This is a genomic window from Spirosoma sp. KNUC1025 (genome assembly GCF_045160025.1).
In the GTDB taxonomy this organism is placed as follows: domain Bacteria; phylum Bacteroidota; class Bacteroidia; order Cytophagales; family Spirosomataceae; genus Spirosoma.
The window spans coordinates 6,934,810-6,948,479 of record NZ_CP087139.1 but is presented as its reverse complement, the minus strand read 5'-3'; the positions used below and the strand labels follow the sequence as shown (position 1 = coordinate 6,948,479).

Annotated in this window: 15 protein-coding genes; 12 read left to right on the top strand and 3 right to left on the bottom strand. The window is 46.5% G+C overall.

The window, feature by feature from the left end:
* The first annotated feature begins 173 nt into the window (after positions 1-173).
* Positions 174-1,709, top strand: coding sequence for an aldehyde dehydrogenase family protein (locus tag LN737_RS30325; protein ID WP_405514920.1), 1,536 nt, complete (start codon positions 174-176; stop codon positions 1,707-1,709).
* A gap of 70 nt (positions 1,710-1,779) precedes the next feature.
* Entirely contained in the window at positions 1,780-2,961 is a 1,182-nt protein-coding gene (locus LN737_RS30320; RefSeq protein ID WP_405514918.1) for a site-specific integrase, read from the top strand.
* On the opposite strand, the gene LN737_RS30315 is transcribed toward LN737_RS30320, so the two are convergent.
* Positions 2,936-3,184, bottom strand: coding sequence for a hypothetical protein (locus tag LN737_RS30315; protein WP_405514917.1), 249 nt, complete (start codon positions 3,182-3,184; stop codon positions 2,936-2,938). The two genes, LN737_RS30320 and LN737_RS30315, sit on opposite strands and share 26 nt — an antisense overlap.
* Positions 3,185-3,566: 382 nt before the next feature.
* Between LN737_RS30315 and LN737_RS30310 the strand changes: the two genes are divergently transcribed.
* The 4 genes from LN737_RS30310 to LN737_RS30295 all read left to right on the top strand — a co-directional run bounded on the left by LN737_RS30310 (position 3,567) and on the right by LN737_RS30295 (position 7,102).
* Positions 3,567-3,845, top strand: coding sequence for a hypothetical protein (locus LN737_RS30310; protein WP_405514916.1), 279 nt, complete (start codon positions 3,567-3,569; stop codon positions 3,843-3,845).
* Between the two features lie 324 nt (positions 3,846-4,169).
* A complete protein-coding gene (locus LN737_RS30305; protein WP_405514914.1) occupies positions 4,170-4,640 on the top strand; it encodes a hypothetical protein in 471 nt (156 codons plus the stop codon).
* 371 nt (positions 4,641-5,011) lie between these two features.
* Positions 5,012-6,385, top strand: a complete 1,374-nt coding sequence (locus LN737_RS30300; protein ID WP_405514912.1) for an IS110 family transposase — start codon at positions 5,012-5,014, stop codon at positions 6,383-6,385.
* A 363-nt stretch (positions 6,386-6,748) separates the two neighbouring features.
* On the top strand, positions 6,749-7,102 hold the full coding sequence (locus tag LN737_RS30295) for a hypothetical protein (protein ID WP_405514911.1): 354 nt from the start codon (positions 6,749-6,751) through the stop codon (positions 7,100-7,102).
* 195 nt (positions 7,103-7,297) lie between these two features.
* Here the strand turns inward: LN737_RS30295 and LN737_RS30290 are convergent, their stop codons facing one another.
* Positions 7,298-7,639, bottom strand: a complete 342-nt coding sequence (locus LN737_RS30290; RefSeq protein WP_405514909.1) for a transposase — start codon at positions 7,637-7,639, stop codon at positions 7,298-7,300.
* 38 nt (positions 7,640-7,677) lie between these two features.
* Complete coding sequence (locus tag LN737_RS30285) at positions 7,678-8,307, bottom strand: transposase (RefSeq protein ID WP_405514907.1); 630 nt, start codon at positions 8,305-8,307, stop codon at positions 7,678-7,680.
* 446 nt (positions 8,308-8,753) lie between these two features.
* Between LN737_RS30285 and LN737_RS30280 the strand changes: the two genes are divergently transcribed.
* The 6 genes from LN737_RS30280 (at position 8,754) to LN737_RS30255 (ending at position 13,448) form a co-directional block, all read left to right on the top strand.
* Positions 8,754-9,590, top strand: coding sequence for an alpha/beta hydrolase (locus tag LN737_RS30280; protein WP_405514905.1), 837 nt, complete (start codon positions 8,754-8,756; stop codon positions 9,588-9,590).
* Positions 9,591-10,236: 646 nt separating this feature from the next.
* The gene (locus LN737_RS30275) at positions 10,237-10,605 is read left to right on the top strand and encodes a nuclear transport factor 2 family protein (protein ID WP_405514903.1); all 369 of its coding nucleotides are present in this window, start codon (positions 10,237-10,239) and stop codon (positions 10,603-10,605) included.
* 349 nt (positions 10,606-10,954) lie between these two features.
* Entirely contained in the window at positions 10,955-12,118 is a 1,164-nt protein-coding gene (locus LN737_RS30270) for an alpha/beta hydrolase-fold protein (protein WP_405514901.1), read from the top strand.
* 169 nt (positions 12,119-12,287) lie between these two features.
* Positions 12,288-12,542, top strand: coding sequence for a hypothetical protein (locus LN737_RS30265; protein ID WP_405514899.1), 255 nt, complete (start codon positions 12,288-12,290; stop codon positions 12,540-12,542).
* A gap of 160 nt (positions 12,543-12,702) precedes the next feature.
* Positions 12,703-12,858, top strand: coding sequence for a hypothetical protein (locus LN737_RS30260; protein WP_405514897.1), 156 nt, complete (start codon positions 12,703-12,705; stop codon positions 12,856-12,858).
* A 170-nt stretch (positions 12,859-13,028) separates the two neighbouring features.
* Positions 13,029-13,448, top strand: a complete 420-nt coding sequence (locus LN737_RS30255; protein WP_405514896.1) for an LIC_13387 family protein — start codon at positions 13,029-13,031, stop codon at positions 13,446-13,448.
* The last annotated feature ends 222 nt before the right edge of the window (positions 13,449-13,670 follow it).

The following is a 13,670-nucleotide window of genomic DNA, read 5'->3' as shown; positions in this document are numbered from 1 at the left end:
GAAAGTTATAATAGAGACATTCCGTAGAGTCGGCTGAACCCGGGAGTTGCCTGTTTAGCGGCAAACTCCCTTGTTCTAACTGAGTTTTCTACAAAAAGTTTAGTATCCGATGGCCATTGTATGCCTCGGTCCGGGTAGTTTTGCCGATTATCAACAAACCACAAATCCATCGTATGCAGTCTATTCTTCCGCTGCCGACTCAGCCTGTTAAGCCTGGCACCAGCACAGGCCAGCAATTCTGGCATACTCTGACTTCGGGTACTCCCAAAACCCTTGATTCCTATTCGCCGGCCGACGGGCAACTGATTGCCCGGGTTTACGTATCGACCCGCGCTGATTATGACCGTGTTATCGAAACCGCGCAGACTGCCTTTGCCGAATGGCGGTTGGTTCCGGCCCCGCGCCGGGGCGAAATCGTCAGGCAGATGGGCGAACAGTTTCGGCGCTATAAACGAGAGCTGGGCACGCTGGTCAGCTACGAAATGGGCAAATCATTGCAGGAGGGACTGGGCGAAGTGCAGGAAATCATTGATATATGCGATTTTGCGGTTGGGCAGTCCCGCCAGCTTTATGGCCTCTCCATGCATTCAGAACGACCGGCTCATCGCATGATGGAGCAATGGCATCCACTGGGTGTAGTTGGTATAATTTCCGCTTTCAACTTCCCGGTGGCTGTCTGGTCGTGGAACGCCATGATTGCCTGGGTATGTGGCGATGTATGCATCTGGAAACCGTCCGAAAAAACACCCCTGACGGCACTGGCCTGTCAACAGATTATCGGCGAAGTATTACATAACAACGATGTTCCGGAAGGCGTGTCCTGCCTGATTACGGGCGGTCGCGATGCAGGCGAGTGGCTCGCCCACGACCCACGGGTCGCGCTTGTATCCGCTACGGGTAGTACGCGCATGGGTAAAGCCGTGGCGGAGTCGGTGGCGGGTCGTCTGGGTAAGAGCCTGCTCGAATTGGGCGGCAACAACGCTATTATTGTTTCTGAACATGCCGATCTGGATCTGGCAATTCCGGCCATCGTTTTTGGTGCCGTCGGAACGGCCGGTCAGCGCTGTACCACTACCCGCCGGGTTATTGTGCAGGAACGTATATACGACGACGTTAAGAACCGGCTCAAAAACGCCTATGCACAGCTTCGCATCGGGAATCCGCTGGATGAAACATTCCATGTCGGGCCGCTCATCGACCGGGAGGCTGTAAAAAGTTACCAGCTGGCGGTTAACGAAATTCGTGAGTCGGGCGGCCGGTTTGTTGTGGAGCCGGGCGTACTCGACGGACTGGGTTTCGAGTCTGGCTGCTACGTTCGTCCCTGCATTGCCGAAGCCGAAAACCAGTGGGCCGTTGTGCAGCGGGAAACCTTTGTGCCGATCCTATACCTTCTGAAATACACTACGTTAGACGACGCTATTGCGCAGCAGAATGCCGTGCCGCAGGGCTTGTCGTCGGCCATTTTTACCCTGAATCTTCGTGAAGCCGAACGGTTTCTGTCGGCGGTTGGCTCCGACTGCGGCATTGCCAACGTAAACATCGGTACGTCGGGCGCCGAAATTGGGGGCGCCTTCGGGGGCGAAAAAGAAACGGGTGGTGGCCGCGAATCGGGCTCTGATGCCTGGAAAGCCTATATGCGCCGACAAACCAACACCATCAACTACGGCACCACAATGCCGCTGGCGCAGGGCATTACGTTTGAACTGTAAGTGATAGAACGATAGACTTTTGGACGCGTTAACGGTGATACTTTTCGCTGTTCCGAAAGTCTATTTTTTTATGATTACTATTCGCATTGACGACAGAGACCCGGCTCTTCTGGCTGTTTCTTTTCCCGACGACCCCACTGGCAATGATCTGGTACGGGAGGTGCCGGGTCGACGCTGGAGCTATTCGCGCCGTTGCTGGGTTGTGCCCAATACGCGCGAATCCATTGTCCGGCTTGGCAAACTTTTCGGTAAAGCGTACTGCCGATTCGATGAAGCCGTTGTGCGACTGTATAAACCCACCGCTACGTCGGCCGAGGTGGAGCAAGCTACTAACCCAACCTGGCCACCACTGCCTAAACGAAGCGCTGGTACACACCGACTTCCCTTCCGCTACGCTCCGCCCATGCGGAATTACGATCGGCATCCGGCTATTGTAGCCGTGAGCGCGGCATTACGTGTTCAGAACTATAGCTACAAGACCCTTAAAAACTACAAACAGGCCCTTATTGCCTTAATTCAATACGCTGGTCCTACGTCACTAGCGGAATTGACTAAAGATCAATACCAGGCGTATTTGCTGTATCTGGTTGAGAAGAAACGGTTAAGTAGTGCAACCATAAACGTTCACATCAACAGCTGGAAATTCTACTGCGAGAAAGTAATTCAACGCGAGAAGGAGTTTTATGAGATAGCCTATCCCCGGCAGGCGGTAAAACTTCCCACGGTTTACAGCGTGGTCGAAGTAAAAGCTATTTTCAAAGCCACAACCAGTTTGAAATATTTAACCCTCTTCAAATTGGTGTATGCTACCGGCTTGCGGCTAAGCGAAGTAGCCCGACTACGTATCGATGACCTTGACCGGCATCGTAATGTGATCATGGTTCGGGGCGGCAAAGGCAAAAAAGACCGGGTGGTCATGCTGACGGATAAACTTAAAACCACCTTGACCAATTACCTGACGCAGTATAAGCCAACGACGTATCTGTTTGAAAATGCGGAGAATCAGGAGCCGCTTGATAAGCGTGTGATTCAATCTGTATATAGTGAGACAGTCCGCTTTGCGGGTATACAGAAACGGGGTGGTATTCACACCCTGCGACATAGTTTTGCTACGCACCTGCTCGAATCGGGCCTTGATATTCGGTATATTCAGCAGTTGCTCGGGCACGAAAGTATACTAACGACCATGCGCTACACTCATGTGACGGCCGACAAAATCAGCACCCTCAAAAGCCCGTTGGATGATCTGTAGGCGTATGCCGACGTAACATAGGCCGGAGTTTGGCGAGGCTAAAGAATTTACTCTTCAGGACATAGCCCGTGGTGTAGCCAATCACAATCTGTTTATTTCGTCGAATGCGCCCACGTGAATCGAAGCGATATAACTGGTGGTCGGCCGCAAAGAAATAGTCAGGATAACCGTCAATATTCCAGATGCGTTCGATGTGGGTGCTACTAAAAATTTTATCAGCCATATCATTGTAAATAATCAAGGATATTTATATTCTTGTGACGTAATAAGTAGTCAAATTGTAACAAATTGTTGCCATGCAAAGTAAACGACACAATTAACGACTTCTAACTGACGATCAACGGATTGTCGTTAATTAAGTCTCCGCCCAATATTACGTTGGGTGGACACAACAAGCTGAAAACAACGTAGTAGCCCACTTGTGGTCGACACGAGTAACGTAGTGATAGGGCAACTTCAAGCTCGTTAGGTGGTTTCCGTTGACACGAGAATCGCCCCGACAGGCGGGCTTTAGGCTCGTTTGGCACGTAGCGTGTGACACAGGAAACGCCTAATTATTTAGAGTTGTGAAGAAATAAGCAAGAACTGACTGACAAGTAGCAACAATGAGCAAAGTAAAACCGTCAAGAATCTTCTTTTTTGCTTTAGTTTTATCTATTGCCTGGTTTCAATTTGTTGTCTTTGCAAATATTGAGTCTATTCCCTTTTTGGGTGGTCTTATCGGCATGTTTGCAATTTTGTTCTCAGGGCCTGCCTTAATCGGGTATGCTCTTCTTGTTTATAAATCTGAGTCCAAGAAAATATTCCCTTTAACAGCATTACTAATTGGCCTATTATGGGAAGGCTATCTTATCAAATTGTTGCTTGATGGAGAATCTGTCTAATTATCTAACGTTTTGTGTGACAGGGAGCACGTCCCCGGTGGCACGTAGCAGCCCAACAGACTGAGTGTGTAAAGGTTGAAAGTAGTGTTTGTTTAGTAACATAGCGTCATTATCCATCAACACTCAGGGGTGTTGGGTGATGCGAACAGGCTGAAAAACAACGTAGCGGTGGGCTTGTGTGCGACAGGCCGCACGTCCCAAAGGCGGGCCGTTTGGCTCGTGGCTCGGCTTCGGTCGACACGAGAAACGCTGGGGTTGGGTAACTTTTGGGTTTGTTTGCGACACGAGAACCGCCCAGTTAGGCCACTCTATAAGTATAATAAGATGAATAAAATTGCGGGCGTACTAGATAAAAGCGATTATGAAGGCTATTATGACTTTATAAATTTTCGGATAGATGACTTTTGGTTAGATGAAAAGCTGGAAGAGTTGTATCCTGGAAATATGTATAAGGGCCTAATTCCAACTCTTTTACCTTGGTTAGATCGTAAAGAAGAACGAGAGGTAGTTTGGAAAACGATACTTCCAGACATAAACAGTGTCTCAGTTTGCCCGATTCTGATGTGCCCTGATGATTGTGACTTTTCCTGCACCTTAATTGTAGCTGAAATAGTGAATTACGGCCCATTTGTACAGTGGAAAAAGCTCGGAATCGATATAACTCGGCAATGGGAAGCTGAGAAGGCAGGTTCAGTAGTGGAATGGTTTGACAGGTTTCCTGAATTAAATTTTGAAAGTACTGACTATCAGAACATGATAAAAACTTTCAAAGTAGATGTTGTGCGCAGTCAATAAAGAGAAGTTTTACACGGGTCGCTTTCCTGTGACAGGATGCACGTCCCGGAGGAGAGTTTGCAGCCCAACAGCCACCGTGTTCGCGGGCGAACGAACCCAGAAGAACGCATGAGAACAGCAGACCTCTCTTTGACCTTATCTTTACCTGGCTGTCAGTAGCCCTCGTGGGAAAGTCGTCTCTGTTTGTTGGTGCTTATCAACCCGTCCAACTGCTCGATTTGGCTATTCGTCATCAAAGGGTATGCTCCTTGATGCTTTGAGAACCCAACTGGTAGAAAAGCCTCCGCTTTTACTCCGTACATCCTGATTATCGTCTATCTAAAATAGCCCGCTGATAGCCCTTTGTTTTCCCTGCTTACCCGCTTCCAAGCATGAAAAAGCAAGACAACTATCTCTCAATGCCCGTCGTCCACCAGCAGGTGGCGGGCATCGACATCGGCTCCCAGTTTCACGTAGTGGCCGTGGGTGACGACCCTAAGCAACACGTTCAACAGTTTGGGGTCTCCACCAAAGAGCTGTTTCGATTAGCTCAGTGGCTGACCGATAATCAAGTCAAACATGTGGCTCTGGAAGCTACGGGTGGCTACGAACGAGCCTTGGTTAATGTGCTTCAAGAAACTGGATTTGACGTACTTGTAACCTCAGGAGCGAATACGAAAAACTACCGCCGGTTTAAATCGGATACGTCGGATGCCATTCATATCCGTACTTTGCACAGTTTGGGCTTGCTGCCACCGATCTTCCTGCCCGATGAGTTTTCGACTCTTATTAGGCCTTTGGTGCGGCTACGCCGAAGTCTTGTTGAAGATGCCGCCGATTATATTCGGCGTATTCAGAAAGCACTACGGGCGGGTAATGTACGGCTGGATACGGTCTTGACCGACACCAATTCGGTATCAGGCTTACGGGTGATTGCCGCCATCTGTCAAGGGGAAGAAGACCCGGTTAAACTGGCCGCTCTGGTCGATAGCGGTTGCAAAAAGAAGCCGACTGAAATTATTGAGCTGCTGCGGGGTAACTGGAACCGGGCTATGCGCTTTGAAGTGCGTAGCAACTACCGACTTTATGTCAATTTACAGGCTGAAATCGCCGGGTTAGACAAGGAACTCGATCAGCACTTCACGGACCATACAAAGGGACTCGACCAGCCAGCCACCGTAGCTGATCCGACAAAGGGTCGTCAGAAACTGCGTCAGTCGCGCAACACGCCACGACTGCCCATTGAGCAGTATGCCCACAAGCTGTTGGGGGTTGACCTGAGCAATATTCCCGGTTTTGGTCGGGATGCGCTGCTGACGTTTATGGCCGAAGTGGGTGAAGCCATCACTAAATTTCACTCGGCCAAAGCGTTTGCCAAGTGGTTAGGCTTCACACCTAATAACAAAGCGTCAGGTGGTAAGGTACTGTCGCGCAAGACGTTGAAGAACAAGTCGACGTTACCCAACACGTTTCGGATGGTGGCCAACTCGCTGGGCAACATGAAGAAGCCCAATCCAATGACCGCTTTTTTCCAGCGAATTGCTTACCGGGCTGGCCGGATCAAAGCGATCACGGCAACGGCTCGAAAGTTGGCGGTAGTGGTTTACAAGATGCTGACGAGGGAAGAAGCGTATGAGCCAACCAAATTGATGCGGGATGTGGCTCAGGTGAAGCAGCAACAGATTCGTCAGATGAAGAAAAAGCTGGTCAAGTTTGGCATCACAGGCGCAGATTTAGGTCTTTTCACTAACTTAGGGGTGGCTTGATAATGAGATAGTTAGAAAGCATGCGTACATACAAACGAGGGTGTAAAGGTTGGCAGTTGCTTGTGTTCAGTATATTTGCTCGTTGCCCATCAGCCCTCGCGGGTGGCGGGTCCAAACTGGGCTTACAAGGCAGGTTACCGGTGACAGTGGAGCCGCCCCAAGAGCAAGCTCTTTTGGCTCGTTGGTCGGCTTCCGCTCGACAGGTCAGCCGCCACAAAGGCGGGCTTTGACAAGTTGGGCATGTTGCGTGCGACACAGGGCACGCCCCGATTAAGTAACTCAAATTAAATAATGAGAATGAGAATCAAAAATTTGATAGGCCTCAGTTTGTTACTGATGCTCAGTGCTTGTAAGATGTACTATATGACCCCAAACTCTTTAAAAGAACAACTACAAAAAATAGATCCTAACAAGGTCGAGGACTCCTACGATTTTCGGCTTGGTTTATTAGGGGTTGCTTTGAAAGGAGGACAAAAGATTTTTTATAATGGCATTGAAAAAGTACAAGTTACTGACAAAAACGGCAACCTATCTAAGCGTCCTGTAATGCCACATACAGTTGTTCGACTGACTGATTCGAAAGGCAAAAAGACTATACTATATTTCGACTCACTTTTCTTGAAAGACAGTTTACTCTTTGGCAGCAAGTCACACTTTATCTCGCTTGCCGTTAAGCCCATTCACATCGACAGTCTAACCAAAATAGAATTTCAGTAATCTTATTGACAAGTAGAATTTTCGCTCCGCGTGGGCAAGCTTCCGCTGACAAGAAGCACGTCCCGTAGGAAGGTTGCAGCCCAACATGATGAGTGTGTAAAGGTCGAAAGTACGTTCGTTTCAGTGGAGTGACTCGCTCACCATCAGCACTCATGGTCGATTCCTATGTACAAAACAAGTCCTGTCAACTAAAAATTATACAATTCTTTCTAAAATAGAAGTGTAAGGCGTTCGCCGTTCCATAACCGCCATCATGCGATGCACTAACTTGTTACGGACGGCATTGTATACACTCATTTTTCGTTTTCCAGCCGCTACTTTTCGCTCGAAATAAGCCTTCAATTCTCCTTCTACCCGCACCGCTCCCAAAGCCGCCATGTGCAGCAAATGTTTTAGCTTCATGTTAGCCATCTGACTCACCTCCGTTCGACCCCGTACTGACGTTCCTGACTCATAAGCGAACGGCGCATCTCCTGCATAACTGGCCAGTTTTTTAGGGTCGTCAAAACGGGTGAAATTACCGGTAAAGATTAACATGAATAGGGCTGTTTGCAGACCCACATCCGGTATACTCATTAATAGAGACTGTTTGTCTTCAATTCAGGTGAAGTCTTGATTTGCCGCTCAATCTGAGCTTCCACCACCTTGATCTGCTTTCGCAGGGCTACTAGGGCTATATCACTGGTTTGCTGGTGCAGCTTTAACTCGGTGAGCAGTCCCATGGCCTGATAGTCCTGGCTCAGGTCGGTGATTTGCTTAGCCATCTCCATTAACCGCTCACGTTGCTGGGCAAGTTGGCGAACTGTAGCTAATACGCTGTCTGTCAAAGCCAACAGCCGTTTATCCCGCTGGTGACGAATGCAGTATTTAGCAATCAGACGGGCATCGGCCTTATCGGTTTTGCCTCGTTTCAAACCCAGTGAGTGTTTGATATGCACGGCGGATTGCAGCCACAGATTGGCCCCTATCGGGTAAAAAAAGCTGACCAAGGGTTGGCAGTAAATCCCCGTATGCTCCATACAGAATAAAGCCGTAGTTAGGTCAAAGTCAGCCAGTGACTGAAGCTTAGCCAGTAGCATTTGCATGCCTGCTTTGGTATTTGGTATAGTCCGTTCAAGCTTACGGTTTTCCAGCTCATCGATGACGCAAACTGCATTTGTAGTCTTGCCAATGTCGGTGCCGATGAAGTACTTGTAAGTGGTCATGGTTTTTGCCATTTTTACGGTGCACAAAACGAGTATCCAGAACGGCGAACGTAACTGTGATAGTAGGCCCCAAGCCTGAATTCCTATAGGTTCCCGGTTCTGCTCTCAAAGGGGCCAGCGGGGTCTGCATCGCACCGATAGGCCTGCCGCCTGGTTGGGTGATTAGCTCGACCCGCTGCCCTTTTAAAGTTCTTGTTTTTTAGCGACAAAGGCGAGACTCTGTTCTTGGTTTTGTCACAGGAGCAAACCTAACAGTTGGGTGAACCGGCCATGTATGTGGCGTAGGCGCATTTCGGCGACAGGTTACACCTCCCAGAGGCTGGGCTTTGGCTCGTTCGGAGGGTGGCAACTGACAGGGTAAAAGTACGGCAATCGGCAAGTTGATGGCAATTTTGAACGAGGCACTTTAACATTTATACACTATTATCGGGCTTTTCGTCAATGATATGAAGCATTTCATAGTATTCTTTATATTTCTCGCTTCACAGGCAACAGCCCAAGTACCAAAGTTATATAATCATATCGCCAACAGTGTGCATTTAGTACATTCTCAAGTGCTAAATCAAGACCGCCAGATATACATTAATGTTCCAAAACTCGATTCTACAGATATAAATAAGGCGTTGCCCGTGTTGTATCTCTTAGATGGGGAGAATCATTTTCACATCCTTTCTGCATATGTAGAGTATTTAAGGCATTGGCAGATTATTCCTCCAATAATAGTAGTAGGCATTGTTAGTTTAGACCGAGTAAAAGACCTCACTCCTACTAATAGTTTAATCAACTTTGACGGTAAAGTGTCTTCTAACTATAAGACATCCGGTGGCAATGAGCAGTTTTTAAACTTTATTCAACAGGAATTGATGCCTTACATGGAGGCTAACTATAAAACAAGTCCTTTCAAAATATTGGCCGGCCATTCATTCGGTGGTCTTACAGTCATTAATTGCATGCTTACGCGGCCTGATATGTTTAATGCTTATATTGCAATAAGTCCTTCGCTATGGTTTGGCAATAAATATATTTTACCATTGGCAGAACAAAAACTGCCAAAACTACCAATGAGGGATAAAAAATTTTTCTATAGCGTAGGGAATGAAGATGGTGATTTTCGGAATGATTTGTTAAAATTTGATAAACTAGTTAAACAGAATAGGTTGAAAACATTTGAACACAAGTATAAATATTATCCTAATGAAGACCACATGACAGAGCCAATTCCTGCGTATTATGATGCGCTACGATTTATTTGTAAGAATTGGAAATACGATACAACAAAGTGATGTAATTGTAATGAGCGGAAACCAGAAAACTCAAAAAACTACCACCAACAGGGTATTTATGCAAGTGTGGTAGGGCGTTTTAAATTAGGCGGACGAGTATCACGGCATCATAATTTTTTCAATCAGCAAGAGTACTGCCAATACCACACGTGCATAAACATTTAAACGTTGGAGGTGCAAAAAAGTGGAAAGTACATCGTCATCGCTCCGCGTGGGTGGCTTATCAGGCGACAAGAAGCATGTCCCGAAGGAAAGTTCTCAGCCCAACCATCACCGAGTTCGCGAGCGAACAAACCCAGAAGAACTGTTAAATCGCCCTTTTGTCGGACGAATGATAATCAATCGGTTGCAATTTAACAGTACATCCCAAACAAGGGTGTAAAGGTGCAAGCGGCTTGTGTTCAGGCGAGCCACTCGCCTACTATCAACACCCCGTTGGCGTAGGGTGGACTATTTAGAAGAGTGTGAGCAATAGTGTCCCGCTTGACAGATGATACGTCAAAACTAGATAGGTTTAGGTTTCCATTTCCAAGCTACCTCTGAGAGGATGAACGCCTGAGGTAGATAGGTTTGGATTTGTTTTTGGCCGTATTTTGGTTTTAGAACGATGGGGGTAGATTTAGCTGCCAAACTGATTCAAGCAAATATGGATGATAAGCAATTATTGGAAGATAGCCTCCTGAAGGTGTGGAGTGAACGTAACGATGAAAAGCGGCTCGACGTGATGCAGCAGATTTATGCCCCTGATATTTTATTTTATGAAAGCGATCAGGGAACGGCGATTAAAGGGCATCAGGCGATTGATACGCTCATCAGAACCCTACAAGCCAAATGGGCCCCTGGATTTGTCTTTTCCCTCACCAAGCCAGCCGTCATCAATCATGGCGTTAGTCAGGTATCCTGGACACTGGGAGCGGCCGATGCGCCACCTATCGCCAGTGGTATGGATATTGCCATCGTTGCGAATGGGCTTATCAAAGAACTATATCTGTATTTAGACGGCCCCACTGATTGATTTAGCCTGGCGGATTGTGCGTTGTTACTGTTACTCTTGCAGGCAACGGGTATGAAGCTTTCCCGCCAAACCCAACAAGTGTGTAAAGATCAGGCGAACGTAATGGAATAAGCTATCTTGCGACTATATCAATCCTTATGTGGGTGTTTAATGCAGCGTAATAGCGAATGATGTAACGTTTTGAAAACCAAGTAGAATTTGGCTTCCGGTCGACAAAGCGCGTCTCGACAGGTAGGCTATTTGACTCGTTGGCCGGGCTTCTGTGTGACTCTGGAAACACCCCGTCTAACAACCTAATCGAAACCTATATTTCGGAATACTAGCTTGTGTCGATATGGATAGTAAACCAATGTCAATGCATTACCAGGTATGGTTGGCCCTTCTCCTTTTAGCGCTGCCATTTCAAAGCCAAAGTCAATCCGCTGGCTCGGTTACGATTGGAAAAGAAGATACCCTCTATTCTCGACTTTTACATGAAAAAAGGTCTTTCTTTATCAGTCTGCCTGCCTCGTATGAAAACGATGATTTTTACTTACAAAAGCATTACCCGGTACTGATTCTGCTGGATGCCGATACCCACTTTCGTTATGCCGCTAGCATGATTCAACACCTAAGTGCGAGCGAAAACGAACAGATTCCTGAACTGATTGTCGTTGGGGTTCGCAACACCAATCGGAGTCGTGATATGACCTCAAATCTGACCAGTAAACCATCCTACTTTTTAGATTTTTTGGAGCAGGAGCTCTTGCCTCACATCGACCAGCGCTACCGAACAGTGCCTTATCGATTATTAGTTGGTCATTCGCTGGCAGGTCTGTTCACGCTAAACTGTTTACTGGATCAGAGTCATTTCAAGGCTTATATCGCCATTGATCCGACGCTAACCTGGAATAACGCTTATTTACCCAAAAAGGCCGATTCTCTGCTTAGGCGCGAGCCCTTTGCTCCTGCAAAACTCTTTATTAGTCAGGCCAATAACCCCTTTGAGCCAGGGCAACACGCCGGAGCCAGGGGTAAAGCTTTTGATGCATTCAATGCTAGTTTGGGCAGCAACAGTTTGAAACAGCTTTCAACGCGTTATACGTACTATGATCAGGAAACACATTTTTCTGTGCCTTTCCGAAGTTTGTATGATGGGCTTCTGTTCATATTTGAGGGCTATGAATTTCCGTATCAAACGTTCCTCACACAAGGAAGTGAGGGCATAAGCCAGCATTATCAGCAGGTATTTACGCAAGCAGGTGTCAATCTGTTGCCTCCTGGCAAAGTCATGAATCAGGCGGGCATTTTCCTGATACAGAACCAAAACCAGGTCGACAAAGGACTTGAGTTGCTGCGCCTGAATGAACACTACTATCCACGCGCAGCAGGGGCTCACCGCAGTTTAGGGCGAGCCTATCAGACCAAAGGCGATAAAAACAAGGCAATTCAGTACTACAGAAAAGTGTTGACTTTTAACTCTACAGATGAGCAAGCCACCAGAGCAATTAAGGAGTTGACCGAAACGCCTTGACAAGTTGGTTTAACGAATAGGGTAGTTTCCAGGAGACAGGAAAAACGCCCGGTGAGCAGATTGCAGCTTATCGGCCGGATAAAAAGTAGATTCGCTACGGTCGACAAGCATAATTTGAGCACCAAAAAAGCCCCTACAGTTTCAAAATTTTCTTAACCTAAACATCATTATGTTTTCAAGTAAGGACTACTCTAAGATGACACTTGACGAATTAATGTCAGAAGAGAAAAAAATGAAATCACAAAAAATCACGACTGCCGTGTTTATCGGTTTGCTGATTGGTATTGCTGTTTATGCTGCTACCCATAAAAGTTTTATTCTTCCTGTTATTTTGCTTGTTTTCTCTTATTTAATTGGTTCCAGAAATTCACAAAGCTTAAAGAATATTCAAGCCGAAATAAGCCGCAGAGATACTGTTCGTTAAGTAATCTTGCAGTAACCCGTTACGGTAGACAAGCAGCATTCTTAGGTGCTAAGTGTGAGTGGAGCGAACAAGTGGTGTCTACAGCGTAACTTGCCTGCAACTTCAGAAAATCCTAGTGGTTAGTAAAACATAGGCCACTTTTGTTTAGGGCAGATTCGCTATGAATACTAAACTAATTTTTTTAGGTCCTGGCTTGCTCTTACTGGTTGCTTCTTTTTTGATTGGAGGAGATGCTGTTGACATCCAGCTGTACGATACCTACTACGTGATTGGCTGGGGATTTCTGTTCAAAGGGATGGGTTTTTATATTGCCTGATAAGCGTAATTTACGTCTTACTTGCCCGTCGGATTAGCAGGCGGCCCTAAGAATCAGGACAGACAATAAGTAGTGTCTGGGTATTCCGGCAACAGGCAGTACGTCGCTACAAGTCAGGTAGTAGATAAGCTTCGGAAGAAGACGATTCGTTATCGATTAAAAACAAAACGATGATAGCAAAATATCTTTGGGCAATAGGGTCTGTACCTGCTGTAGTATTAGGAATTATTCACTTGTATTATACATTTTTCACTAATGGATTTTCGTCAGCAAATGAAAAAATGATTGAAGAAATGAAATCGTCTTCTCCTATCCTAACCCGGGAAATAACCATGTGGAAGGCGTGGATCGGTTTTAATGGAAGTCACAGCAGTGGTGTAATGTTTATTGGTATTATTAATTTCTACGTAGCCCTTCGCTATTTTAACGTTTTACAATCTGACCATTTCTTTTTTGTTTTTAATATTCTCACCATTGGTTTTTACCTTTGGCTGGCAGAAAAATACTGGTTTAATATTCCCTTTTTAGGACTGTTACTTACGTTAGTTTGCTTCACGGCTTCTTATGTTTTGACCCTAGTAAACAAGTGATTAAATGGGAAATGGATTCGCAGAACGTAAAATAGCGTTCATAAGCTGGCTGCGAATCATTTTGCTAAAGACAACTACCTAATTATTTATTGTTTTGCCAAAGCCGGAACACAGTCGGTACGTTCCGACAGATTGTTGTTGCATTCTTCGACCAGTCGGTTGCTATAGGCTCTATAGTAAGGTTTCAGGCGTGAATTTGCGTAGCCAGGACCCAAAAAAGTA

Coding starts and splice junctions, on each gene's coding strand:
- LN737_RS30280 (WP_405514905.1), top strand. CDS start 8,754: ATGAAGCATTTCATAGTATTCTTTATATTTCTCGCTTCACAGGCAACA.
- LN737_RS30320 (WP_405514918.1), top strand. CDS start 1,780: ATGATTACTATTCGCATTGACGACAGAGACCCGGCTCTTCTGGCTGTT.
- LN737_RS30305 (WP_405514914.1), top strand. CDS start 4,170: ATGAATAAAATTGCGGGCGTACTAGATAAAAGCGATTATGAAGGCTAT.
- LN737_RS30295 (WP_405514911.1), top strand. CDS start 6,749: ATGACCCCAAACTCTTTAAAAGAACAACTACAAAAAATAGATCCTAAC.
- LN737_RS30255 (WP_405514896.1), top strand. CDS start 13,029: ATGATAGCAAAATATCTTTGGGCAATAGGGTCTGTACCTGCTGTAGTA.
- LN737_RS30275 (WP_405514903.1), top strand. CDS start 10,237: ATGGATGATAAGCAATTATTGGAAGATAGCCTCCTGAAGGTGTGGAGT.
- LN737_RS30285 (WP_405514907.1), bottom strand. CDS start 8,307: ATGACCACTTACAAGTACTTCATCGGCACCGACATTGGCAAGACTACA.
- LN737_RS30260 (WP_405514897.1), top strand. CDS start 12,703: ATGAATACTAAACTAATTTTTTTAGGTCCTGGCTTGCTCTTACTGGTT.
- LN737_RS30315 (WP_405514917.1), bottom strand. CDS start 3,184: ATGGCTGATAAAATTTTTAGTAGCACCCACATCGAACGCATCTGGAAT.
- LN737_RS30290 (WP_405514909.1), bottom strand. CDS start 7,639: ATGTTAATCTTTACCGGTAATTTCACCCGTTTTGACGACCCTAAAAAA.
- LN737_RS30310 (WP_405514916.1), top strand. CDS start 3,567: ATGAGCAAAGTAAAACCGTCAAGAATCTTCTTTTTTGCTTTAGTTTTA.
- LN737_RS30325 (WP_405514920.1), top strand. CDS start 174: ATGCAGTCTATTCTTCCGCTGCCGACTCAGCCTGTTAAGCCTGGCACC.
- LN737_RS30265 (WP_405514899.1), top strand. CDS start 12,288: ATGTTTTCAAGTAAGGACTACTCTAAGATGACACTTGACGAATTAATG.
- LN737_RS30270 (WP_405514901.1), top strand. CDS start 10,955: ATGTCAATGCATTACCAGGTATGGTTGGCCCTTCTCCTTTTAGCGCTG.
- LN737_RS30300 (WP_405514912.1), top strand. CDS start 5,012: ATGAAAAAGCAAGACAACTATCTCTCAATGCCCGTCGTCCACCAGCAG.